At 70.6% G+C, this 23,341-nt stretch carries 18 protein-coding genes; 9 read left to right on the plus strand and 9 right to left on the minus strand.

Annotated features, from left to right (window positions below; genetic code table 11):
- Positions 1–51: 51 nt before the first annotated feature.
- Positions 52–3,426: a pyruvate carboxylase gene (locus FE633_RS00535; RefSeq protein WP_138042979.1), complete on the plus strand. Its 3,375-nt coding sequence runs from the start codon at positions 52–54 to the stop codon at positions 3,424–3,426.
- Positions 3,427–3,596: 170 nt separating this feature from the next.
- On the opposite strand, the gene FE633_RS00540 is transcribed toward FE633_RS00535, so the two are convergent.
- Positions 3,597–4,022: a nuclear transport factor 2 family protein gene (locus FE633_RS00540; protein ID WP_138042980.1), complete on the minus strand. Its 426-nt coding sequence runs from the start codon at positions 4,020–4,022 to the stop codon at positions 3,597–3,599.
- 127 nt (positions 4,023–4,149) lie between these two features.
- Complete coding sequence (locus FE633_RS00545; protein ID WP_138043143.1) at positions 4,150–4,680, minus strand: CGNR zinc finger domain-containing protein; 531 nt, start codon at positions 4,678–4,680, stop codon at positions 4,150–4,152.
- 105 nt (positions 4,681–4,785) lie between these two features.
- Here FE633_RS00545 and FE633_RS00550 point away from each other — a divergent pair, with 105 nt between their 5' ends.
- The gene (locus FE633_RS00550) at positions 4,786–5,988 is read left to right on the plus strand and encodes an MFS transporter (protein ID WP_246113340.1); all 1,203 of its coding nucleotides are present in this window, start codon (positions 4,786–4,788) and stop codon (positions 5,986–5,988) included.
- 59 nt (positions 5,989–6,047) lie between these two features.
- On the opposite strand, the gene FE633_RS00555 is transcribed toward FE633_RS00550, so the two are convergent.
- The 5 genes from FE633_RS00555 to nac all read right to left on the minus strand — a co-directional run bounded on the left by FE633_RS00555 (position 6,048) and on the right by nac (position 12,345).
- A complete protein-coding gene (locus tag FE633_RS00555; RefSeq protein WP_138042981.1) occupies positions 6,048–6,626 on the minus strand; it encodes an AMIN-like domain-containing (lipo)protein in 579 nt (192 codons plus the stop codon).
- Positions 6,627–6,792: 166 nt separating this feature from the next.
- Positions 6,793–8,367, minus strand: a complete 1,575-nt coding sequence (locus tag FE633_RS00560; protein WP_138042982.1) for an FG-GAP repeat protein — start codon at positions 8,365–8,367, stop codon at positions 6,793–6,795.
- 238 nt (positions 8,368–8,605) lie between these two features.
- A complete protein-coding gene (locus tag FE633_RS00565; RefSeq protein WP_171059745.1) occupies positions 8,606–9,409 on the minus strand; it encodes a phosphatidate cytidylyltransferase in 804 nt (267 codons plus the stop codon).
- Positions 9,406–11,184 carry a histidinol-phosphate aminotransferase family protein gene (locus FE633_RS00570; RefSeq protein WP_138042983.1) on the minus strand — a complete coding sequence of 593 codons (1,779 nt, stop codon included), beginning with the start codon at positions 11,182–11,184 and terminating at the stop codon, positions 9,406–9,408. Before FE633_RS00570 ends, FE633_RS00565 begins: the two co-directional genes overlap by 4 nt.
- Before the next feature lie 234 nt (positions 11,185–11,418).
- Positions 11,419–12,345: a nitrogen assimilation transcriptional regulator NAC gene (nac, locus tag FE633_RS00575; RefSeq protein WP_138042984.1), complete on the minus strand. Its 927-nt coding sequence runs from the start codon at positions 12,343–12,345 to the stop codon at positions 11,419–11,421.
- A gap of 310 nt (positions 12,346–12,655) precedes the next feature.
- Between nac and FE633_RS00580 the strand changes: the two genes are divergently transcribed.
- The 7 genes from FE633_RS00580 (at position 12,656) to FE633_RS00610 (ending at position 19,492) form a co-directional block, all read left to right on the plus strand.
- The gene (locus FE633_RS00580) at positions 12,656–13,438 is read left to right on the plus strand and encodes a LamB/YcsF family protein (RefSeq protein ID WP_138042985.1); all 783 of its coding nucleotides are present in this window, start codon (positions 12,656–12,658) and stop codon (positions 13,436–13,438) included.
- Positions 13,431–14,159 (plus strand): 5-oxoprolinase subunit B family protein, encoded by a 729-nt coding sequence (locus FE633_RS00585; RefSeq protein WP_138042986.1) that lies wholly within the window; start codon positions 13,431–13,433, stop codon positions 14,157–14,159. Before FE633_RS00580 ends, FE633_RS00585 begins: the two co-directional genes overlap by 8 nt.
- Positions 14,152–15,177: a 5-oxoprolinase subunit C family protein gene (locus tag FE633_RS00590; protein ID WP_138042987.1), complete on the plus strand. Its 1,026-nt coding sequence runs from the start codon at positions 14,152–14,154 to the stop codon at positions 15,175–15,177. The genes FE633_RS00585 and FE633_RS00590 overlap by 8 nt, the downstream gene beginning before the upstream one ends.
- A 222-nt stretch (positions 15,178–15,399) precedes the next feature.
- Positions 15,400–16,710 (plus strand): MFS transporter, encoded by a 1,311-nt coding sequence (locus FE633_RS00595; protein ID WP_138042988.1) that lies wholly within the window; start codon positions 15,400–15,402, stop codon positions 16,708–16,710.
- Positions 16,711–16,770: 60 nt separating this feature from the next.
- Positions 16,771–17,514 (plus strand): SDR family oxidoreductase, encoded by a 744-nt coding sequence (locus FE633_RS00600; protein ID WP_138042989.1) that lies wholly within the window; start codon positions 16,771–16,773, stop codon positions 17,512–17,514.
- 1 nt (position 17,515) lies between these two features.
- Positions 17,516–18,808, plus strand: coding sequence for an aspartate transaminase (locus FE633_RS00605; protein WP_138042990.1), 1,293 nt, complete (start codon positions 17,516–17,518; stop codon positions 18,806–18,808).
- A gap of 9 nt (positions 18,809–18,817) precedes the next feature.
- The gene (locus tag FE633_RS00610) at positions 18,818–19,492 is read left to right on the plus strand and encodes a 4-carboxy-4-hydroxy-2-oxoadipate aldolase/oxaloacetate decarboxylase (protein WP_138042991.1); all 675 of its coding nucleotides are present in this window, start codon (positions 18,818–18,820) and stop codon (positions 19,490–19,492) included.
- A 34-nt stretch (positions 19,493–19,526) separates the two neighbouring features.
- Here FE633_RS00610 and FE633_RS00615 read toward each other — a convergent pair whose 3' ends face one another.
- Complete coding sequence (locus FE633_RS00615) at positions 19,527–21,035, minus strand: AMP-binding protein (RefSeq protein ID WP_138042992.1); 1,509 nt, start codon at positions 21,033–21,035, stop codon at positions 19,527–19,529.
- Positions 21,032–23,338 (minus strand): CaiB/BaiF CoA-transferase family protein, encoded by a 2,307-nt coding sequence (locus FE633_RS00620; protein ID WP_138042993.1) that lies wholly within the window; start codon positions 23,336–23,338, stop codon positions 21,032–21,034. Before FE633_RS00620 ends, FE633_RS00615 begins: the two co-directional genes overlap by 4 nt.
- Positions 23,339–23,341: the final 3 nt, after the last annotated feature.

The following is a 23,341-nucleotide window of genomic DNA, read 5'->3' on the forward strand; positions in this document are numbered from 1 at the left end:
GCGTGGCCGACACCATGGTGCGTGTCTCCGGCAGGCTGAAGGGATCCCCAGATGTTCCGCAAAGTGCTGGTCGCCAACCGCGGTGAAATCGCGATTCGCGCGTTCCGCGCCGGCTACGAGCTGGGTGCGAGGACCGTTGCCGTCTTTCCCCACGAGGATCGCAACTCACTGCACCGGTTGAAGGCCGACGAGGCCTACGAGATCGGCGAGCCGGGCCACCCGGTGCGGGCCTACCTGTCCGTCGAGGAGATCGTCCTCGCGGCGCGCCGCGCGGAGGCGGACGCGGTGTACCCGGGATACGGATTCCTGTCGGAGAACCCCGAGCTGGCGCGCGCCTGCGAGGAGGCCGGCATCACGTTCGTCGGGCCGGACGCGGGGACACTCGAGCTGACCGGGAACAAGGCTCGCGCGGTGGCCGCCGCCCGCGCGGCCGGCGTACCGGTGCTCGGCTCCTCGGCGCCCTCCAGCGACGTGGACGAGCTCGTCCGTGCCGCCGAGGACATCGGCTTTCCGGTGTTCGTCAAGGCGGTCGCCGGCGGTGGCGGGCGCGGTATGCGCCGGGTCGAGGAGCCGGCGATGCTGCGCGAGTCGATCGAGGCGGCGGCCCGCGAGGCCGCGTCAGCGTTCGGCGACTCCACGGTCTTCCTGGAGAAGGCCGTCGTCGAGCCTCGCCACATCGAGGTGCAGATCCTCGCCGACGGGCAGGGCAATGTCATCCACCTGTTCGAGCGCGACTGCTCGGTGCAGCGCCGCCACCAGAAGGTGATCGAGCTGGCGCCCGCGCCGAACCTCGACCCGGAGCTGCGCGACCGGATCTGCGCCGACGCCGTGCGATTCGCCCGGGAGATCGGCTACCGCAACGCGGGCACCGTGGAATTCCTGCTCGACCGCGACGGCAATCACGTCTTCATCGAGATGAACCCGCGCATCCAGGTCGAGCACACGGTGACCGAGGAGGTCACCGACGTCGACCTCGTACAGGCGCAGCTGCGCATCGCGGCCGGTGAGACGCTCACCGACCTCGGCCTCGCACAGGACACCGTCACGCTGCGCGGCGCCGCACTGCAGTGCCGTATCACCACCGAGGACCCGGCCAACGGCTTCCGCCCCGACACCGGCAGGATCAGCGCCTACCGGTCGCCGGGCGGCTCGGGCATCCGCCTGGACGGCGGCACCACCCACGCCGGTACGGAGATCAGCGCGCACTTCGACTCGATGCTGGTCAAACTCACCTGCCGAGGCCGGGACTTCAAGACCGCGATCGGCCGGGCCCGGCGCGCCGTGGCCGAGTTCCGCATCCGCGGCGTGGCCACCAACATCCCCTTCCTGCAGGCCGTACTGGACGACCCGGACTTCCAGACCGGCCAGGTCACGACGTCGTTCATCGAACAGCGGCCGCACCTGCTCACCGCACGACACTCCGCCGACCGCGGTACGAAGCTGCTGACCTACCTGGCCGACGTCACGGTGAACAAGCCCCATGGCGAACGGCCCGCGCTGATCGACCCGAGCACCAAACTGCCGCCCGTGCCCCCGGCCGAGCCGCCCGCCGGCTCCCGGCAGCGGCTCGTCGAACTCGGCCCGGAAGGCTTCGCCCGGTGGCTGCGCGAATCACCGACCATCGGCATCACCGACACCACGTTCCGCGACGCCCACCAATCGCTGCTCGCCACCCGGGTTCGCACCAAGGACCTGCTCGCCGTCGCCCCGGTGGTCGCGCGTACTCTGCCGCAGCTGCTGTCCCTGGAGTGCTGGGGCGGCGCCACCTATGACGTCGCGCTGCGCTTCCTCGCCGAGGACCCGTGGGAGCGCCTGGCCGCGCTCCGCGAAGCCGTACCCAACATCTGCCTGCAGATGCTGCTGCGCGGCCGCAACACCGTGGGCTACACGCCGTACCCGACCGAGGTGACCGACGCCTTCGTGCAGGAGGCCGCCGCCACCGGCATCGACATCTTCCGCATCTTCGACGCGCTGAACGACGTCGGCCAGATGCGGCCCGCCATCGAGGCCGTACGCGAGACCGGAACGGCCGTCGCCGAGGTCGCCCTGTGCTACACCTCCGACCTGTCCGACCCGTCGGAGCGCCTGTACACCCTGGACTACTACCTCCGCCTGGCCGAGCAGATCGTGGCCGCCGGCGCCCACGTCCTGGCCATCAAGGACATGGCGGGCCTGCTGCGCGCCCCGGCCGCCGCGACGCTCGTATCGGCGCTGCGCCGTGAGTTCGACCTGCCGGTGCACCTGCACACCCACGACACGGCGGGCGGCCAGCTCGCCACCTACCTGGCCGCGGTCCAGGCCGGCGCGGACGCGGTCGACGGCGCGGTGGCGTCGATGGCGGGGACCACCTCGCAGCCGTCGCTGTCGGCGATCGTGGCCGCGACCGACCACTCCGAGCGGCCCACCGGGCTGAGCCTCCAGGCCGTCGGCGACCTGGAGCCGTACTGGGAGAGCGTCCGCAAGATCTACGCACCGTTCGAGGCGGGCCTGGCCTCGCCGACCGGGCGCGTCTACCACCACGAGATCCCCGGCGGCCAGCTCTCCAACCTGCGCACCCAGGCGATCGCGCTCGGCCTCGGCGACCGCTTCGAGGACATCGAGGCCATGTACGCCGCCGCCGACCGGATGCTCGGCCGCCTGGTCAAGGTCACCCCGTCGTCGAAGGTGGTCGGCGACCTCGCGCTCCACCTGGTGGGCGCCGATGTGTCACCGGAGGACTTCGAGGCGACGCCGGACAGGTTCGACATCCCCGACTCCGTCATCGGCTTCCTGCGCGGCGAGTTGGGCAACCCGCCCGGCGGATGGCCGGAGCCGTTCCGCACCAGGGCACTGGAGGGCCGCGCCGACCCCAAGCCGGTGCAGGAACTGACGGCGGACGACCGTACGGGGCTGGTGAAGGACCGGCGGGCGACGCTCAACCGGCTGCTGTTCCCCGGGCCGACGCGCGAGTACGAGACGCACCGCCAGACCTACGGCGACATCAGCGTGCTGGACAGCAAGGACTTCTTCTACGGTCTGCGTCCCGGGAAGGAGTACGCCGTCGACCTCGACCCCGGCGTACGGCTGCTCATCGCGCTGGAGGCCGTCGGCGAGGCCGACGACCGCGGCATGCGCACCGTGATGTCCACCCTGAACGGCCAACTGCGCCCGATCCAGGTACGCGACATCGCCGCGGCCTCCGACGTCCCGGTGACGGAGAAGGCCGACCGGGCCAACCCCGGCCATGTCGCCGCGCCGTTCGCCGGAGTGGTGACACTCGCGGTCGTCGAGGGGGACGAGGTGGCGGCCGGCGCCACGGTGGCCACCATCGAGGCGATGAAGATGGAAGCGACGATCACCGCGTCGAAGGCGGGGAAGGTGTCGCGGCTGGCCATCAACAGGATCCAGCAGGTGGAGGGCGGCGATCTCCTCGTCGAGATCGCCTGAGTCCCGGGATCGCTTCGGTCTGGCGGGCGTTCTCTCGGGTCCGGCGCGGGCAGCGGTCGGCGCGGCAGCGGTTGGTGCGGCAGCGGTCGGTGCCGGCGGGCGCCGCGCCGACCGGCCGCGGCGCCGCATTCTGCTGTTCGTTGGGGGGCTGCCCCCGGCCCCCCCGACGACTACTGCGGAACCGCGCCGAAGATCATGCGGTGCCCGCGGGCTGTGTCCATGTACTCGCGGACTCGGTGGATCAGCCCGTCCCGGAGCTCGAAAACGAAGCAGTAGTCGTTTGCGTAGTGGCTGCCGTTGGCCAGGGTCGCCGTCATGGTCTCCTCCACGACCACGCGATCGCCGTCGGCGTAGAAACCGTGGAAGGTGACGGTGACGTCACGCACGAAGAAGCGGGGAAAGTCCTCCGCGAGGAAGCGCACGATCGCCTTCCTGCCGACCAGGTGGCTGGGACCCTCCAGCGCGACGGCAGTAGCGTTCCCCGGGGGCGCCAGCCACTCGGCGTCCTCGGTGAAGACCGCGGAGATCCGGTCGGAGTCATGGCTGGCAAATGCCTTCCAGGCGTTCTCAACGACGGTGCGGCTCTGCTGCGACATGCCCGCGACCCTAGGCGACCGCAGGCGAAGAGCCTGGCGGCTTTCCGACATCACCCCTTGGATCTCGGGACCGACACTCCCACTGTGCGCAGTCCGCACCGCTCGGTACGAGTGCGGGCCAGGAGCGCTACTTGGTTCTGCCCGGCTGCTCGTTGGAGCGGGAGCGCCGGTGGGCCGCGACGCGTTCGCGGGTCGCGCAGCGGCGTGAACAGTAGCGGCGCTCCGGGCCGCTGCCTTGCGTGATGAAGACGTTCCGGCAGCTCGGTGACGCGCAGATACTGCCGGGCGGGCGTTGATGGTCCCAGACCAGCACGGTCAGTGCCAAGCAGGAAGAGGCGAGCAGCCACTCGCCCCAGGGGCCGTTGTCGTCGTGGTCCAGGTGGGGGTGCCAGGGGGCGCTGCCACCGTGTGAGGTCAGACGCAGGTGCCCGGCGTGCTCCCGCAGGAGACGGTTGAGCGTTTCGGCGGCGTCGTCGACGTGATCGGCCGCGAAGACCTCTCGGAGCAGGGCGGCAGCCGTGCGCATCTGTGCGACGTCACGGGGTGCGAGGTCGATGGAGCCCGTCTCGCCGAACGCGCGAAGCACCTCGGCGACTGTCGCGGGGGCGGGACGGTCGTCGGCGAGGACGTTGATGAGGGCAGCGGTGCGCCGCGCCATGGTCAGCACGGAGTGCCGGGTGGACCAGTCGTCAGCGGTGAAGGGCACGCACGCGACTGTAACGCATATTGCAGAGTTTTGAGTTACATCCGTAACGTTCCGCTGATGACAAAGCGTTACCCGATGGGCTGCTATCTCGCTGGAACGGTGACCGCCCGCACCGGTGATGAAATGTCCGGGCCGGCTCTGATGCTGGCAGGATTCGCCCTCGCCGGATCGACCACCGAAGCGTCGTCGTTGCTCGCCGGCATCACGATGTCCGCCGCGGTCGGTGGACCGGTTTTCGGAGCACTGTTCGACAGAGCGGCGCGGCCGGGCCGTCTGCTGGCCGGAGCGCTCGTCCTGTATGCGACGGGCCTGGCGATGATTCTCGTGGGGCTCGGCCGCCTTCCGACCGCTGTCACCGTGCTGATCGCCGTGCTCACGGGGCTGTTGGGGCCGGCGCTGTCGGGCGGCTGGACGGCCCAGCTGCCCCGGTTGGCGTCGGCTGATGACCTGCCTCGGGCGAACGCGCTCGACGCGATGACCTTCAGCACGGCGAGCCTGGTCGGACCGGCCCTCGCCGGCGGCGTGGCAGGGGCGTTCGGGGCACCGACGGCCGTGGTGGTCTCATCGGTGCTCATCGGCCTGGCGCTGCCTGCCGCATGGGCGTTGCCAGCCCGCTCCGGTGCGGCGCGGGATGCGCGAACGGCCTCGGTGGTCAACGCCGTTGCTGCCGGATCGCGGTTCATCGTCAGGAGTCCTCGCCTGGCCCGAGCGACCCTCACCTCGGTCATCTCCTGCATCGCCCAGGGCATGCTGACCGTCTGCATCCCGCTCCTGGGCGAACGCGCCTTCGGCGGAGCCGGCCGCGGCGTGATGCTGCTCTCCTGCGTTGCCGTCTCGGCCCTGGCGGCCAACGCGGCACTGGCGCGATTTCCGCGCTCGGTCGCTCCCGACACGATCGTCTGGGGCAGTGCCCTTGTCCAGGCCGCCGCGTTGGCTCTGGCCACGACGGGTCGACCACCCCTGCTCATCGCCGCGGTTCTCCTCGCCGGATTCGGTGAAGGGCCCCAGCTCACCGCCCTGTTCGCCGTGCGCCACCGGGAAGCACCGGAACACCTGCGCGGCCAGATCTTCACCACCGGCGCCAGTTTGAAGATCACCGGATTCGCCCTGGGCGCGGCAGTTGCCGGTCCGGTCACCGCATGGTCCCTTTCCGGCGCCCTGGCGCTGGCGGCCGGCGTGGCGGTCCTCGCGGCACTGGCCTTCTTCGCGGGTCCGTCGGTGTCGCGGGAAGGCGTGCCCGATGAGTGGAGAGCGATGTGAAAGACGCTCACGCGCGGGCCCCGACGGGTTGACTCCGTCGGGGCCCGCGTTCTGACGAGTTACTTGGTGTGGGCCACGTCCACGATCAGCTTGTCGCCGGACTGCTGGACCCGGAACGGCAGCTTGGCGGCGACGCCGAGCCCGACCTGGGTCTGCCCCTCGAGGCTCGCCCCGAACTTGGTGTCCTGGAACGTCTTGTATCCCGTCACGTTCACACCCGGCAGGGACTTCCCGGGCTGACCGGCGTACGTCTGCTCGGTCGGGTTCGATGTGTCGTAGCTCGGAGCGTTCACGACGATCTCCAGGATCGCGCCGCCCGCGACCTTGATCTCGTCACCGGTGCCGTCCTGGTGGAACTGCTTCACGTACCCGACGTGGTAGCCGATCTTGCCCGTCGCGCCCGTGACATCGAAGACCATGCGGTCGTAGCAGGCGTGCTCGCCCGTCCTGATGTTCCGCAGCGGCTTGGCGGTGCTGTCCGCCGCCGACTTGGTGCCGCTGGTCCAGGAGGCCGAGCAGGCCGCGGCCGAGACGGCCTTGTCCGCCTGACCGGTCGCGGCGCCGGCGATCCCGGCCGTGCTCGCCAGACCGGCACCTGCCATGACGAGTAACACGGCAGCTGTTCCGATCTTGCGCATGTGATACCTCCGAGAGGTTGGAGTAGTGGTCCACGAGAGGGGCGGCGCCCCTCTCGGTGACCTCCACTTTCCCCGTCCGGACAGTGAGGCCGCATCCGCCCGGGTACTCAACTCAGGCCACTTGAGTACTCATTCCCCGCAGGTACGTCACACCCGGCGGCGCAGATCACTCGTCGATGGCGTCGCCGAAGCGGGCGTTGTCACCCGGGGCGCCGAGCGATCCCGCACCGTAGAGCCACGAGCCGTTCGCGACGAGTCCCTTCGTGCTCGCGGGCAGATGCCAGACAACCCCGTCCTGCGTGTCCTCCTCCGGCGCGGCGGCCAGCAGTTCGGAGCGGCGGTCGCGGTTCGTGTCGGCGAGCCGCACCTGCGAGCCCCACCGGTCGCCGGCCTCCGCGGTACCGGGGACGTCGGTGGTGTTCTGGTCGAAGGACTGCGCGCCCGTCGTGGTCACTCCGTCCGCCGAGCCGCGCAGCAGCCACACCGCACCGGCGTCCGCGACGGTCCCGATGTCCTCGCCGGGAGCGCCCACGGCCACGTCCGCGTAGCCGTCCCCGTCGACGTCGCCGATGGAGAGCTCCGTGCCCCAGGCGTCACCCGGCTCGCCGGCGCCGGGTACACCCGGGGAGGTCTGCGTCCACCACTGGGGCGCGCTGCCCGGCCCTTCATGCCCCTCGGGGCCTTCCTCGCCTCCGTAGTAGACGGCGATTTTCCCGCCGTGGTAGCCCTCGGCCTCGTCGTCGGGGGAGCTGTTCTGGCCGAGGACGAGGTCGTCGTACCCGTCGTGGTTGATGTCGCCCGACGCGCTGGAGAGACCGCCCCAAAGGTCCCGCAGGTGGGTCACACCACTGTCCCCGCCCGAGTAGACCGACGCCCAGCCCTGGGCGTAACCGTCGTCGGGGCCGTAACCCGAGACCACCAGGTCGGCGTAGCCGTCCGAGTCGTAGTCCCCCGTGGTCAGGTACGCCGGCTGGATGGCGCGCCCGGCGGGGTGCGCGGTCGTGTCCAGCGTGCCCGTGTGCCGCAGCGTGCCCTCGCTGTACGTGAACAACTGCGCGCCGCGCTGGTCGAGTACCGCGACGACGTCGCCCGGGGTCGCCCCCGTCAGCCGTGCCGCGGTGACGGCGGAGCCGAAGCGGGTCCCGGCGGCCGGTTCCGCGGAGGTGAGGGAGACACTGCGGGCGGAGCCGAGTCCGGTCTTGGAGCCGTACAGGACGGTCACCCGGCCGGCATCGTCCAGGGAACCGACGTCCTCGCCGGGCGATCCTATGACCGCGTCGTCATAGCCATCGGCGTCGATGTCACCCGTGGCGACGGCCGCGCCGAAGAAGCCCCACCTCTGAGAGTCGCCCGGGACGCCGGCCGTGGAGGGGCTGAAGACGGCGGTGCGGGCCTTGGGAACGCTGTTGTTGGTGCCCAGACCGTTGGCCGCCCCGTACTGGACGGTGACGTATCCGGCTTGCTCCTTCCCGCCGACGGTACCGTCCGGCGCTCCGGTCAAGATGTCGTCGTAACCGTCGCCGTCGAAGTCGGAGTTGCGGTCGATCGCGGAGGTCCCGCCGGGGGTGCCCGCGAAAGAGGCGGGCGCGGCGGCGATGCCGAGGCCGGTCAGCAGCAGGAAGGAAGCCGCGGTTAAGGCGGTGGAGGCGATTCTGCGGCGGGAACGCGGTCCGCGCTGCCCGGAGTTGGCGGTGGTGCTGCCGGAAGGCGTGGTGCCGGTCGTGAGCTGCGTGGTGGTCATGATCTGCTCCCCGTTGATGATGTGACCCGAGAGGTCGAGAGTCGGTCTTGTGCATGAATGCGGCGATAGAACCGAGTTGCTTTCATTCACGCCCAGTTCGACACGAGAGGTGCCGGGGGAGTTGTGGTGCCCGAAGGGGCCGTGACACAGCGGTGACATGTGTTGCGATACGAAGATGATCCGTCAGTCGATGCGGGGCAGTGCAGGACTCAGCTCAGCGCAGGACTCAGCTCAGGACTCAGCTCAGGACAAGCATGACCGCCAACGCGATGAGCAGTGAGTCGATCCGGTCCAGCAGGCCGCCGGAGCCGGGCAGCCAGTTGCCGGCGTCCTTCGCCTCCGCACCTCTTTTGATCATGGACTCGAGAAGGTCGCCGGCCGGGCCGCCGACCGCCACCGCGACCGCCATCGGCCAGCTCAGCGCGGACAGCACGGCGAGCGCGCCGAGGCCGGCCGCGGCCCCGGCCAGGGTCCCGCTCCACCGCTTGGCCGGTGACAGTGGCGACAGCCGCGGACCGCCCAGCCTCTGACCGGCGAAGTACGCCGCGATGTCGGCGATCGAGACCGCCACGAACAGCGCGAGCGCACTCGCTCCCAGTGGCACCAGTGCGGCCAGCGCACTCAGCCAGGCCAGCCCGAGCAGGCCGGCGCCGAGCCGGCGCAGGCCATGGTCGGCGTCGCCGGCCAGGAGTGGCACCGCGGCCACCGCGAGCGCCCCGATCGCGACGACCCGGAGTATCTGTCCGGGCGCCAGCCAGGCGGCCAGCACCACGCCCGCCACCGCCGCGGCCAGCACCACCCGGTCCAGCCGGCCCAGCCGCATCAGCCCGCCGAACTCCATCACCGCGATCACCCCGACCACGATGGCGAGGGCCGCGGCGCCCGGGCGGCCCCACCAGAACGCACCGGTGACCAGGGGCACTCCGACCGCCCAGGCGCACCACCGGATCAGCAGCTCGCGGCGCCGGGACACGGCCACCGCGACTCCGCCCAGCGCCAACGCCCCACCGAGGTAGGGCGCCAGGGAGGCCACGGTCATCATCGGGCGGATCCGGCGGCGGGAACGCCCGGAGGCATCGAAAGGAGCGAGGCCGACCCCGGCCGCAGTACGTCCAGGGCGGCCTGACACGCGGCAACGATGCGCGCGTTCTCGGCGGTGTCCCTGACCGCGATGCGCACGGCCCGGCCCTGGTACTCCGACGACAACGGCGACAGATCGCGCAGGTACACGTCACGGCGGCGGCATTCGTGCACCAGTTGTGCGGCACTCGGCCCGCCGGACGGCAGGGTCACGGTGAGGAAGTTGGCCACGGCCTCCTCGACCACCACGGCCTCGTCCAGCCCGGCCAGGCCGGCGGCCAGCTGCCGGCGCAGTGCATGGGTGCGAAGCCAGCGGTCGCTGTAGTACGCCGGGTCGCGCAGGGCTGCCACCGCGGCCAGTTGCGCGGGGAGGCTGACCGGCCAGGGCGGTGTCCATCGGCGCAGCCGCGCCGCGGTGCTCGGCTCGGCCACCAGGTACGCGGCCCGCATGCCGGACAGCGCGTACATCTTGGACAAAGAGCTGCACACCACCACCCGCGGGTCCGCCGTGGCAAGACCGGCGAGCGACTCGGCCAGATCGACATAGCCCAGATACGCCTCGTCGATCCACCAGCGGGTTCGGGCCGGCGCGGCGGCGATCACCGAGCGCAGCTCCGCGGCCGGTGCGTGGCGTCCGGTCGGGTTGTTCGGGTTGACCACCACCACGAGGTCGTAGCGGCCGGACTCGACGGCGGCGGACAGCCGGGCCGGGTCGATCCGCCAGCCGTCTTCGCGGTGCAGCCGGAACCGGTCCACCCGGCATCCGATCACCCGCTCGGTGACGTGGGCGTACTCGCCGTAGCCCGGGTCCGTCAGAAGCACCCTGCTCTCCGAGGTCAGCCACTGGCCAAATGCCCTGAAAATCAAGTCGGATGAACCGGCGCCGACCGCGAGCGTCTCCGCCGGCAGTGCCCGGGCCGTGGCTATTTCCGCCAGCAGGCCCTCGGCGTCGGTCGGCGGCGAGGTGCGGGCGGCCCAGGCCGGATCTTCGGCGAGCGCCGCCCGCACCCCGGGGGCCGGCGGGAACCAGGCGTCCAGCACATCGGCCGCGACCACTTGATGGCGCCGGTGCAGGCTACGGAAGTCCGTGCCGATGGCGGTGAACGAGGCGCCGCCGTGTTCGCAGCCGTCCGGCCGGGGCGCGAACGCCACGTCCAGCCGCCAGTCCACGGCGGACCGCAGCCGCTCCAACGTGCCGCGGTAACGGTCCATCGCGACCTTCGTCAGCTCGGTCACGCTGCCGGTCAGCACCTCGAACGTCAACGCACCGCTGTGCACGGTCCGGCCGACCGGGCGCAGGCCGACGGCCAGGTACATGTCGAGCAGCTCGGTGCGCCCCATCGCCACCACCCGGCGACCGCCCCGGGCGGCGATCCAGCGCAGCGCCGCGTACATCAGCAGCGCTGCCGCCGCGCTGGACCGCCGGCGCGGCTCGACGGTGAGTATGCGCACCTCGAACAGATCGTCCTCGGTCAGCAGCGGCAGCTCGTCCCGGGTCAGGTACTTGTCCAGCCCGTACCGCCCCAACCAGGGCGGAGTCAGGCTGACAAAGCCGATTCGGTCCGCGCCTCGCGCCGCGACCAGGTAGACGTTGTCGCCGTCCAGCCCGTCGCGAAGCCGCCCGGTGGGATCCGGCACATGCTGGCCCAACTCCTCCGCGTACACGCGGTGACGCAGTTCGTGGACCCATTCGAGATCCTCCGGAGTGGCAGCGCGCAGCTGCAGGTAACGGCCCATCAGTACCTCTTCCGACGCAGGGTGAGCCGTTCCATCGTGGGGATCGCGGACAGGCCTCGTCAGTGCTGAACGACACAAGCACCCTGGGTACGCGTACTCAGGCGAAACCGTCCCCGGTGTGCTCTCGACTCGCGGTGTTTCAGGGGCGGCGCGGCGTGTGAAAATGCGGCCGATTCGTGGAAAACGTCAGGCGGTGTGCCGTGGGGAAATAGAGAGAAGATCTGCGTGATGGCATCAGGAATTGGTGTCTTCCGCGCCGGACTCGCGGAAGTCCGTGATGAGTTCATGGAACAAGTCGTGCACGGCGAGGGCGGGCTCCGACAGGGGCTGGCTGTCGGAGGTACAGAGCGACACCTTGACCTCGATGGTCGGGTCGACGATCCGGCGCACCACCAGATTCCGTACGTCGAGGATGGGGCGCGCCGCCGACCAGGGCAGCACCGTCGCCCCGAGGTCGGCGCCGACGGCACTGACCAGGGTCAGAACCGACTCGATCTCCCCGACCACCCGCGGCTTCAGCGACGCCTGCTGGAACGCGCCGTCGACCACCTGCCGGATGGTGTGAATACGGCTGGGCAGCAGCAGGCCCACGTCGGCCAGCTCCTGGAGGCGGACATCGCCTTCCCCGGGCGGCGCGGCTCCGCCGGGCGCGGCGATCAGGAACAGGTCCTCGGTGCGCAGCGGCTCGAACTGCACGCCCCGCAGGGGCCCGGCCCCGTAGATGAACGCCATGTCCATACGCCCCGTCATGATCGCTTCGCTGATGACGCCACCGAAGTTCTCGTTGATGTGCAGCAGGATGTCGGGATAGCGCTCACGCACGCTCGTGAGCAGCGGTAGTGCGAGTGCCGCGCCCATGCTGTACGGAGCGAGGCCCACGGAGACGCTGCCGGCCGGCGCGCGGCCGGAGACGTCGACCGCCGCGTGGGCGAGCTCGACCTGGCGCAGGATGAGCTGCGCGTGCCGGTACAGCGCGCGGCCGGCTTCGGTCGGGGCGACCCCTCGCTTGCTGCGGATCAGCAGCTGCTGTTTGAACTGGGCTTCCAGCGCGGAGAGTTGCTGGCTCAGCGCGGGCTGGGCGATGTGCAGGATGTCGGCCGCGCGCGTGATGCTCCCGGCATCCACGATCTTCACGAACGAGTAGAGACGCCTGGTGTCCATGCGCGGCCTTCCAGCGTGGGCGGAGCCTCATGGTAGGTGCCGGACCGCGTGCCGAACCCTGGCCCGTGTGTCCCACGTCATATCCAGCGGTGATTGCGTCACGCAGAACGCATATTTGCCGCCACGTCGCGTTGGTATTACGTTCACCGGAACGCAAAGATTCCGGCCGTTCGACCGGCAAACACCCAGGTTTGCCGCGGGAATGTTGACGGCCTGTTGATTTCCCGCCGCCGGTGATGGGCGGGTCCGGTGGAAAGCGCCGAAAGAGAAGAAGCGGCGATTTCGTGCTCTTCCTTTTCTGGAGGAATTCATGCCCCACACGGTCGATCTCGTGGCCGACCTCGGCGAGGGTTTCGGCTCCTACACCATGGGCGATGACGAGGCGCTCATCGATGTGCTCACCTCGGCCAACATCGCTTGTGGATTTCACGCGGGTGACCCGCGGATCATGGACGACACGGTCCGCAGCTGCGTGCGGCAAGGCGTCGCCGTGGGAGCGCACCCGAGCTTCCCCGATCTCGTCGGATTCGGCCGCCGCGCCATGGATCTGTCGCCGGACGAGGTCCGCACCGACATGCTCTACCAGATCGGTGCGCTGCAGGCGTTCGCGGCCGCGCACGGCACCCGCGTGCACCATGTGGCCCCGCACGGCCGGCTCGGCAACCTGGTCGCGGTCCGTCCGGACTACGCGGCCGCGGTGGCCGACGCCGTCGCCTCGGTCGACCGGTCGCTGATCGTGCTGGCGCAGGACGGAGAGCTTGCCGATGCCGCCCACGCGCGCGGCCTTCGCGTCGGCATCGTCGGGATCGCCGACCGGGCCTATCGGGACGACGGCACGCTGGTGCCGAGGAGTGAGCCCGGTGCCGTCATCCATGACCCGGGGGAGATCGCCGAACGGACCGTCCGCATGGTGACCGAAGGGGTCGTACGCGGCGTCGGCGGCCACGACATCCCCGTACGGTGCGACACGGTGCTGGTGCACGGTGACACGCCCGGGTCCGTCGCACTCGCGCACCGCGTCCGCGAGGAACTGCTCGCCGCGGGCATCAAGATCACGTCGCTCACGGACGTCCTGGACGGCCGGGATGCCTGAAACGGAAACGGACGGCGGCGTCGTGATCGTGGACTGCGGTGACTCGGCTGTCATGGCCAGGGCCGTGAGCAGGGACGCGGAGCACAACTGGCGGCTCGTGCACACCCTGGCCGACGCGATCGACTCGGTCCGGCTCGACGGGGTGCACGGGATCGTGCCCACGTACGATGCGCTGCTCGTCGAGTTCGACTGCGCCGGCACCGATCACGACACGGTACGGCGCGTGCTGCGGCACGAGGCCGACCGGCTCGGCGAGGGGCCAATCCGGACGGCCACGGCGCGGCACTTCGTGGTCCCGGTGGTGTACGGGGGCGAGTACGGCCCCGATCTCCCCGTCGTGGCCGAGCAGTTGGGGATCACCGAGCAGGAGGTCGTGGAGCTGCACTCCGGTTCCGACCTGACGGTCCGCTGCCTCGGGGCACCCGCCGGCGCGCCGATGATGGACGGCCCGGCGTTCCCCGGACCGGTCCCGAGGCTGGCCTCGCCGCGTACGCGGGTCCTGCCCGGGTCGATCGCGGTGGCCGGACGGCAGGCCGTCATCTGCCCGATGCCGTCACCCGGCGGCTGGCCGCTCCTGGGCCGTACCCCGTTGCGCGTACTCGACTTCGCCGCCGACCCGATGACTCTGTACCGGCCCGGCGACACCTTCCGATTCCAGCCGATCACCCCCGACCAGTGGGACGACCACGCCGGCCTGCCCCTGGCGGTGTCCCATGGCTGACACCCTGACCGTCCACCGCGCCGGTCTCGCGACGGTGCAGGATCTCGGACGGTTCGGACGCTCGCGGTACGGGCTCCCGGTCAACGGCGCGCTCGACCAGCACTCGGCCCGTGTCGCCAACGTGCTGTGCGGCAACGACGAGGGCGCACCCCTGATAGAGATCACCGCCCTCGACTTCAGCTGCACTCCCTCGACCGACGTGCTCATGGCCGTGACCGGCGCGCCCGCGGACCTGACCGTCGACGGCGTCGCACGCCCCCAGTGGGAACCCGTCTCCGTACGCTCCGGCCAGACGATCCGCATCACCGGCATCCGGGTCGGCATCAGGGTCTACCTGGCCGTGCTCGGCTCGGTGGACGCCCCCTGGCTGCAAGGCAGTTGTGCCCCGGACACGATCCTCGGCTTCGGGCGCGCGCTGCGCGACGGCGACGAAGTGGGCCTGCGGACCCACTGCCCGCCCATCGACCATCCGCACTTCCGCATCCCGCTGTTCCGGCTGCACGCCCCCGTGCGGCGCTTCCACGCCGCGTGGACGATCGACGTCACGGACGGCCCCGACCGCACGGAGTTCGGTGACACCGCCGAACGGCTCTTCCGGTCGCCGTACACCGTGGGCCCGCAGAGCAACCACATCGGACTGCGCCTGCGCGGCGACGTACCGCGGCGGGTGGCGACCGGCGAGGTGCTCTCGCGCGGCGTCCCCGTCGGGGCCGTCGAGGTGCCCGCGGGAGACGAACTCCTGATCCTGCACCGCGGCCGTGGTGTCACCGCCGGCTATCCGGTCCTCGCGGTCGTCACAGCGACCGGTCTGTCCGCACTGGGGCAGGCCGGACCGGGCCAGGCCGTCCGCTTCCGGCACCGCACCATCGCCGAAGCGGTGACCGCGTACCGGTCTCAGCGAAACGCCGTCAACGCCCTCAAGGCGCGGGTGCGTACGGCTTTCGACGCCCTGCGTATCCCCGTCCCCTCAACCCGTAACCCGTCCCCTCAGCCCGTAACCCGTCCCCTCAGCCCGTAACCCGTCCCCTCAGCCCGTAACCCGTCCCCTCAGCCCGTAACCCGTCCCCTCAGCCCGTAACCCGTCCCCTCAGCCCGTAACCCGTCCCCTCAGCCCGTAACCCGTCCCCTCGGTCCCTATCTCGTCCCCTTCAACCGTCATCACCCGCCGCCCCCCTGAAAGCAGCACCCGCATCGAGCCGTGAGCAACCCATCCCCGTCCCACCCCCAGACAGGAGACGCCATGAGTACCGTGGCCGCTCAGCCGGTACCCAACACCGTCGACCCGAGAACGGCGAGGAAAGTCACTCTCGCCGGATGCGTCGGAATCTTCGCCGAGCTCTACGACAACGGCATCTTCGGCTTCATGGCGGGCACCCTGGCCGCCGTGTTCTTCCCCGGTTCGGAGAACGCCGTCCAGCTCGTCTTCCTCGGCTACGCCGTCTCGTTCTTCTTCCGCCCCCTGGGCGGAATCATCTGCGGACACCTCGGTGACCGCATCGGACGGCAGCGCATGCTCGTCTTCGTCATCCTGCTCATCAGCGTCGCGACCGCGGGCATCGGCATCCTGCCGACGTACGCGAGCATCGGTATCGCGGCACCCGCCCTGCTCATCCTGCTGCGCGTCGCGCAGGGCTTCTCGGTCGGCGGCGAGGCCTCCGGCGCGATGAGCTTCCTCGCCGAACACGCCCCCGAGGGCAAGCGCGGCCTCTACACCAGCTACGCGCAGATCGCCTCGTTCCTCTCCCTGCTCACCGGAACGCTCATCGCCGCCGCGATGACCAGCGGCCTCGGAGCGGAGCGCATGGAGTCGTGGGGCTGGCGCATCCCGTTCCTGCTGGCCGTCCCGCTCGGCATCACCGGCATCTACATCCGCAAGCGGATCAGCGACACCCCCAACTTCACGCGCCTGCAAGAAGGCGGAGGCCTGTCGAAGAACCCGCTGAAGGAGGCCTTCTCCTCGGCCGAGCACCGCCGCGCGATGCTGCTCGCCCTGTTCATCCCGCTCATGAACGGCTCCGGCTACTACGTGCTGTTCGGCTACATGCCGACGTTCATGAGCACCGAGCTGCACTTCGGCCAGGTGCAGGGCCTGCTGGTCACCGCGGCCAGCCTGGTGGCCATCTCCCTCGCGATCCCCTACATGGGCCGCCTCTCCGACCGGATCGGCCGCAAGAAGGTCCTCGCGGGCGCCGCGATGGCCATGGCCGTCGCCGGCATCCCCTGTTACCTGCTCATCGGCACCGGCAGCGTCCCGCTCGCGATCCTGGGCGCCTGCCTCATGGCGGTCATCTTCGCCGGGCACACCGGCGTCATCCACATCCTGCTCGTCGAGCTCTTCCCCACCCGCGTCCGCTACTCCGCCTACGGCCTGGGCTACAACGTCTCCGCCGCCCTCTTCGGCGGCACGGCGCCCCTGCTGATGACGTACCTCATCGACAAGACCGGCAACGTCAACATGCCCGCCTTCTACGCGGTCGTCACCGCCCTCGGCACGCTCATCGCCGTGTCCCGGGTGCAGGACAGGGCCCACCTGCCGCTACGCGACGTATAAGACGCGCGACCGGCTGATCACCCCCCCCACATCTCTCCAGACCTCTAGGAGCACACCCTCATGCCCTTTTCCGACTACAGGACTGCCCTGGTGACCGGTGCCTCGACCGGAATCGGAGCGGTGGTCGTCGAGCGGCTGGCCAAACAAGGGCTCCAGGTCCATGCCATCGCCCGTAACGCCGAGCGGCTCGACGACCTCGCCCGGCGTACGGGATGTACACCGCACGCCGTGGACATCACCGACACCGCGGCACTGAGCGAAACCCTGCACGACCTCGACATCGACGTCCTCGTCAACAACGCCGGGGTCTCCCGCACCGGAAACATCCTCACCGCCGACGAGTTCGCCGTCGACGAGCAGATCGCGGTCAACATCCAGGCCGTACTGCATCTCGTACGCCTGCTGATGCCGGGGATGGTCGAACGCGACCGCGGGCACATCGTGAACATCAGCTCGATCGCCGGCGTCTACAACTTCGGCGGGAACACCGTCTACCACGCCACCAAGGCGGCCGTGCACACCCTCTCGCGCCAGCTCCGCGTCGACGGATACGGCCGTCGCGTCCGGGTCACCGAGATCTGCCCGGGCCGGGTGGAGACGGAGATCTTCGGCCGTCTCCTCGGCGACATGGAAGAGGCCCAGCGCCAGTTCTACGACGGCTACGAGTCGCTGAAGCCGGAGGACATCGCCGACGCCATCGAGTTCGCGATCGGCTCACCGCGGCACGTGAACATCGGCCATGTGGAGATCCTGCCCACGTTCCAGGTGCCGGGTGGCCTCAACTTCGAGAGGAGGACCGGCTGACATGACGGCCGCTGACAAGACGACGACCGACAAGACGACGACCGACAAGGCGACGACCGACAAGACGACCGCCCGGCGCGTGCAGCGCATCAAACCCTCGCCGAGCACCGCGGCCGCCCAGCGCGTCCGCGAACTGAAGGCCCAGGGCCTCGGCATCCTCGACCTCACCGTGGGCGAGCCCGACTTCGACACCCCCGACCATGTGAAGGCCGCCGCGATCGAGGCGATCCGGCAGGGAGACACGAAGTACACCCCGGTCAACGGCACCCCCCAACTGCGGGCCGCCATCGCGCAGAAGCTCCAGCACCGGCACGGACTGCACTACCCGGCCGACCGGATCGCGGTCGGCGGGGGAGCGAAGCAGGTCATCTTCCTCGCGCTGATGGCCACCCTGGACGCGGGCCACGAAGTGGTCATCCCCGCTCCGTACTGGGTGTCCTATCCGGACATGGTCCTCGCCAACGACGGCACTCCGGTCATCGTGACCTGCCCGGAGGCGGACGGCTTCAAGCTGACTCCGCAGCGGCTGGAATCGGTGATCAACGACCGGACGCGCTGGGTCGTCCTCAACGCTCCGGGCAATCCCACCGGCGCCGCCTACACGGTCGGCGAACTCGCCGCGCTCGCCGAGGTGTTGCTCGCTCATCCGCACGTCCAGGTGCTCACGGACGAGATCTACGACGAGATCTGGTACGAGCCGGGCCAGGTCCCCAGCATCGCCGGCGTCGAACCACGCCTGACCGACCGGGTGTTCCTCACCAACGGCGTCTCCAAGACGTACGCGATGACCGGCTGGCGCATCGGCTACGGCGTGGGCTCCGCCGAACTGGTGTCGGCCGTCAACGCCCTGCAGTCGCAGATCTCCTCCTGCCCGTCGTCGATCAGCCAGGCGGCGGCCACCGCTGCGCTCACCGGCGACCAGACCTTCGTACGCAACTGTGTCGCCGTCTACCGCGGGCGCCGCGATCTCACGGTGAAGCTCGTCAACGACATTCCCGGCCTGTCCTGCACCCCTCCCAGCGGCGGCTTCTATGCCTTCGTCAACTGCTCCGGCGTACACGGAAAGCGCACTCCGGCCGGCGAGGAGATCCGCTCCGACGAGGACTTCGCCCGCTATCTGCTGGAGTCGCAGCAGGTGGCGGTCATCCACGGCGCCGCATACGGATCGCCGGGCTACTTCCGCGTCTCCTTCGCGACCTCGACCGACGTCCTCACCGAGGCCTGCGAGCGCATCGGCCGCGCCTGCGCGGCCCTGTCCCCGGCCGATCCCTCCCGACGGAGCTCAAGGAGCTGAAGGAGCGACATGATCCGAGTCAACACCAAGTTCGAGCGGCCCGAACCGGCGCTGGTCGAGCAGCTCAGCACGTACTCCGCCGCCACCATTCACGAGGCACAGGGGCGCCTGGGCGCCCTCGACTCGACGATCAAGCCGGTCGACCACACGATGTCCCTGTGCGGCCCCGCGTTCACGGTGTCCTGCGCTCCCCGCGACAACATCATGCTGCAGGTCGCCATCGCCCACGCGCAGCCCGGTGACGTCATCGTCGTCTCCGCGGGCGCGTACGCCGAGGCCGGCTCCTTCGGCGACGTCCTCGCCAACGCGTGTGTGGCCAAGGGCCTGGGCGGCCTCGTCACCGACACCGGTGTGCGCGACACGCAGGAACTTCGCGAACTCGGCTTCCCGGTGTTCTCGTACAGCGTCTGCATGAAGGGCACCGTCAAGGAAACCGTCGGGCCGATGGCCGAACCGGTGCTGATCGGGGGCGAGATCGTCCGTCCGGGAGACGTGGTGCGCGCGGACGCCGACGGCGTGGTGGTCGTTCGGCGTGACGACGTTGCGGACGTCATCCGCAAGTCCCAGCAGCGAGTCGAGGCCGAGGACTCGTACATCGCCGCCTACCGTTCCGGGAGGAGCGTCATCGAGGTCAGCAACCTCGCCGCCGTGCTCGAAGCCAAGGGGCTCGTCATCGACACGTGAGTCATCGACACATGAGCCGCTCCCGGAACGGGCTTCAATGGGGCCGCCCGGCGATTCGGTCCCAGGTGCGGGGAGTGAGGCCCCGTTCCCGCAGCACCGCTTTGCGTACCTTGCCCGTCTCGGTGAGCGGCAGGGCCGGGACCGTCTCGATGTACCGGGGGACGGCGAACGCCGGGAGCTCCCGTGCGCAGTGGCGGGCCAGGTCCGCCGGATCCAGCACGCCGCCGGGCCGGACGACCACCACGACCATGACCTCGTCCTCGGCCAGTTCGGAGGCCACCGGGAACGCCGCGGCCTCGACGACCGCCGGATGGGAGCGGACGGCCGACTCCACCTCGTACGAGGAGATGTTCTCGCCGCGGCGCCGGATGACGTCCTTGATGCGGTCGACGAAGCGGAACCAGCCGTCGGGTTCGCGGATCACCCGGTCGCCCGTCCGGCGCCAGGAGTCGGGGGCCGCTTCCGGGTCCCCCAGGTAACCGGTGGAAAAGGCGTACTCCTGGTGGCTGCGCACGACGAGTTCGCCGGGCGTCCCGTCGGCGACCTGAACGAGGGCTTCGTCGACCACCCGCGCGGAGAAGCCCGCGCGCACGGTGCCGACGTAACCGGGCCGGTACTCCTCGGGTGTGGACCCGATGACGAGGTTCGTCTCCGTGGAACCGAACCCGTCGACGAGCGTCACACCGAAGCGCGCGCGGAACGGCTCCCACACCGGCCCCGGCGTCGCCGGGGAAAGGCCGCGCCACACCTGGTGCGCCCGATCGTGCGGACCGGGTGGCCGTGCGAGCAGCATCGGCACCATCGCGCCGAGCAGACAGACGGCCGTGGCGCGCGCGTCGGCCACCTGCGACCAATAGCGCGAGGCGGAGAAACGCCGCTCCACGACGCAGCTCGCGCCCACCGTCATGGCGTGCGCCAGGGTGTTGAGGGCGTTGGTGTGGAACAGCGGAAGACAGGTGAACAGCACGTCGTCCGGTGTGAGGCGCAGGGCGTCCGAGACATTGCGGCCCCACCGGACGAACTGGGCCTGCGGGCAGCGGACGCCGCGCGACGCGCCCGTGGTGCCGGACGTGAAGAGGATGGCCGCGGTGTCTCCCGGACGCACCGGCGCGGGCCGGACCGCTTCGGTCGTCGCCCCGGGCCGGGGGACGTCGTCCCCGCCCACCACCCACACGCCGCCACGGTGTCCCGCCGCGGCGGCGTGCTGCGCCAACTCGGCCTCGGCGTACAGGAATCGCGGCTCAGCCGCCTGCAGCACCTGCCGCAGCGACCGGCCGCGCAGCGCGGTGTTCAACGGCACCACGACCGCACCGAGCCAGGCGCAGCCGAGCACCAGGTCGACAAGCTCGATCCGGTTGGACAGCAGGGCCGCGATGCGGTCGCCGGGCCGGCAGCCGTGGGCCGCGAGGGCTCCGGCCATGGTGGCCGCGGCCTCGCGGGTCTGGGCGTAGGTCCGCGTCGTGTCCGCCATGCGCAGGAAGACGCGGTCGCCGAATCGCTCGGCCGCCGCCTCGACGAGTCCCGGCACGGTCAGGTCGTTCACCGCAGGACCCCGGCCTCGTGCAGACGCCGGAGCCGCTCCGGGGAGAAGCCCGCCACCTCGCGCAGCACCTCGTCGGTGTCGGCGCCGAGCAGGGGCGCGGGCCGGCGGACGGAGCCGGGAGTGCCGGTGAGGCGGATGGGCACGCCCTCGTGGAGGAAGGCGCCCGCGGCGGGGTGTTCGAGACGGACGTAGAAGCCGCGCGCCCTCAACTGCGGGTCGTGTTCGACGAGATCGCGGCCGTCCTGCACGGCTCCGGCCGGAATCCCGTGCTCCTGAAGCGACTCCGCGGCCACGTCGGCGGGCAGGCCGCGAGCCCACTCGGCGATCACCCCGTCGACCAGGACACGCTCCCGCCCACGGCCCTCCGCCGTGCGCAGCCTCTCGTCGGCGGCCAGTTCGGGGCGTCCGACGGCGTGGCACAGGGCCGTCCATTCCGCGTCCGAGCGGACACTGACGGCCAGCCAGCGATCCGCCCCGAGGGCCCGGTAGACACCCTGCGGGCTCCACCGCGGATCCGCGTTGCCCGTCGGGGACCCCGACGACGTGAGGAGACTCGTCCCCATGTGGGCGGCGATCGCCTCGAGTTGGGACAGGTCGATGTGCTGTCCGCGGCCGGTCTCCGCGCGGTGCTCCAGCGCGGCGATCGTCGCCAGCGCCGCCTGGAGTCCGGCGACGATGTCACCGTGTCCGTAGATCACGCCGACCACGTCGTCCGGCTCCCAGCCGGTCAGGCCCGTCAGCCCCGCACTCGCCGACACGGTGTCCGCGTACGACACCCAGCCGGAGCGGGGGCCGCTGTGTCCCATGCCCGACATGCTCACATAGACGAGACCCGGGTTGATCTCGCGCAGCGCGTCGTAGCCGAGGCCGAGTCCGGTCATGACTGTGGCGCTGAAGTTCTCCACGAGGACGTCGCAGGACGCGATCAGGTCGCGGAGCACGGCGACGCCCTCCTCGGTCCGGGTGTCGAGGGCGATACCGCGCTTGTTCCGGTTGACCTCGTTGAAATAGCCGTTGGTGTTCGGGTCGGTATGGGGACCGCGGGACAGGTGCATGAACGGCGCGAACCGGGTGGGGTCGGGGCGGCGGACGGACTCGACCTTGATGACGTCCGCGCCGTGGTCGGCCAGGACCTTGGTGCAGTACGGGCCCGCGAGGACCCAGGTCAGGTCCAGGACACGTACTCCGTCCAGGGCGGGCCGGGCGGGCGAGCCGCTGCCGCCGACCGCGGGCGTCGCCCGGTGCTCGTCGAGCAGGGCCTGGTCGTCACCGGGCCCGGGTACGGTGAGCGAGGTGACCCTGCGGCCTTCGGGGAACGCGAAGGGGAAGCCGAGGTCGGTCCGGCCCTCGACCTCGGTGAAGAAGTTCCGGGCCGCGAGCTGAGGGTTGTCCGGCAGTTCGGGCGGCAGGTCGACGGCCGCCCACGGCAGCTTCCTCGCCTGAGCCTGCTCCGCGAACTCGGACTTCGGCCAGGTGCCCACGAAGTCCTGGACGACCTTGAAGACGTGCTCCTGGTGCTTCTTGCGCTCCACCGGGTCCTGCCACCGCGGCTCCGCCAGATCCGCCTCCGCCCCCTCCTCGCACAGCCAGGCGAGCAACGCGTCCCACATACGGGGGCTGCCGCCGAGCCCACCGCCGACGTGACCGTCGGCCGCGCGGAACAGCCCGTGCGGGACCAGGGGATGCACACGTCCCGGACGTGGCGGTACCCGGTCCTTGTGCAGGTAGGCGAGGGTGCCCGCCTCCAGGGCCGCCGCGACGCACGCCTGGGCGGAGACGTCGACGAGCTGCCCCGGCCCGCGGCGTCGTGCCCGCAGGCCCAGCAGGGCGGCGATCGCCGCGTTGACGCCCGCGAGGTGCTCCGCCTGGTTCTCCGGCAGACGCAGGGGCGGGCCGTCGGGATCGCCCACCTGCGCGAGCATCCCGCCCAGCGCGGCCACCACCAGATCGGTGCCCTGCCAGCCGCTGCGCGGGCCGACCAGCCCGAACGGGGTGACACGTACGTGGACCAGGTGCTCGAGACCCTCGACGGCCGCCCCCGCACCGTCCGGTGTTCCGTCGAGCAGCACGTCCGCGCCCGTCAGGAGGTGGCGCAACTCGGCGGGGGCGGAAGGGGCCAGGGTCACCGAACGCTTTCCGGCGTGCCAGTGGGCGAAGGCGTCGCCGTCGAGTTCGCGCCGGGTCTCGTCGCCCTCCGGGGGCTCGACCAGGACGACCTCGAAGCCGAGCCCCACCAGAAGCCTGCCCGCGAACCGGGTGAGGGGGCTGGACAGTTCGACGACGCGTGGAATCGATGCGCTCACGTG

The organism is Streptomyces montanus (assembly GCF_005786655.1).
Taxonomy (GTDB): Bacteria; Actinomycetota; Actinomycetes; order Streptomycetales; family Streptomycetaceae; genus Streptomyces; species Streptomyces sporangiiformans.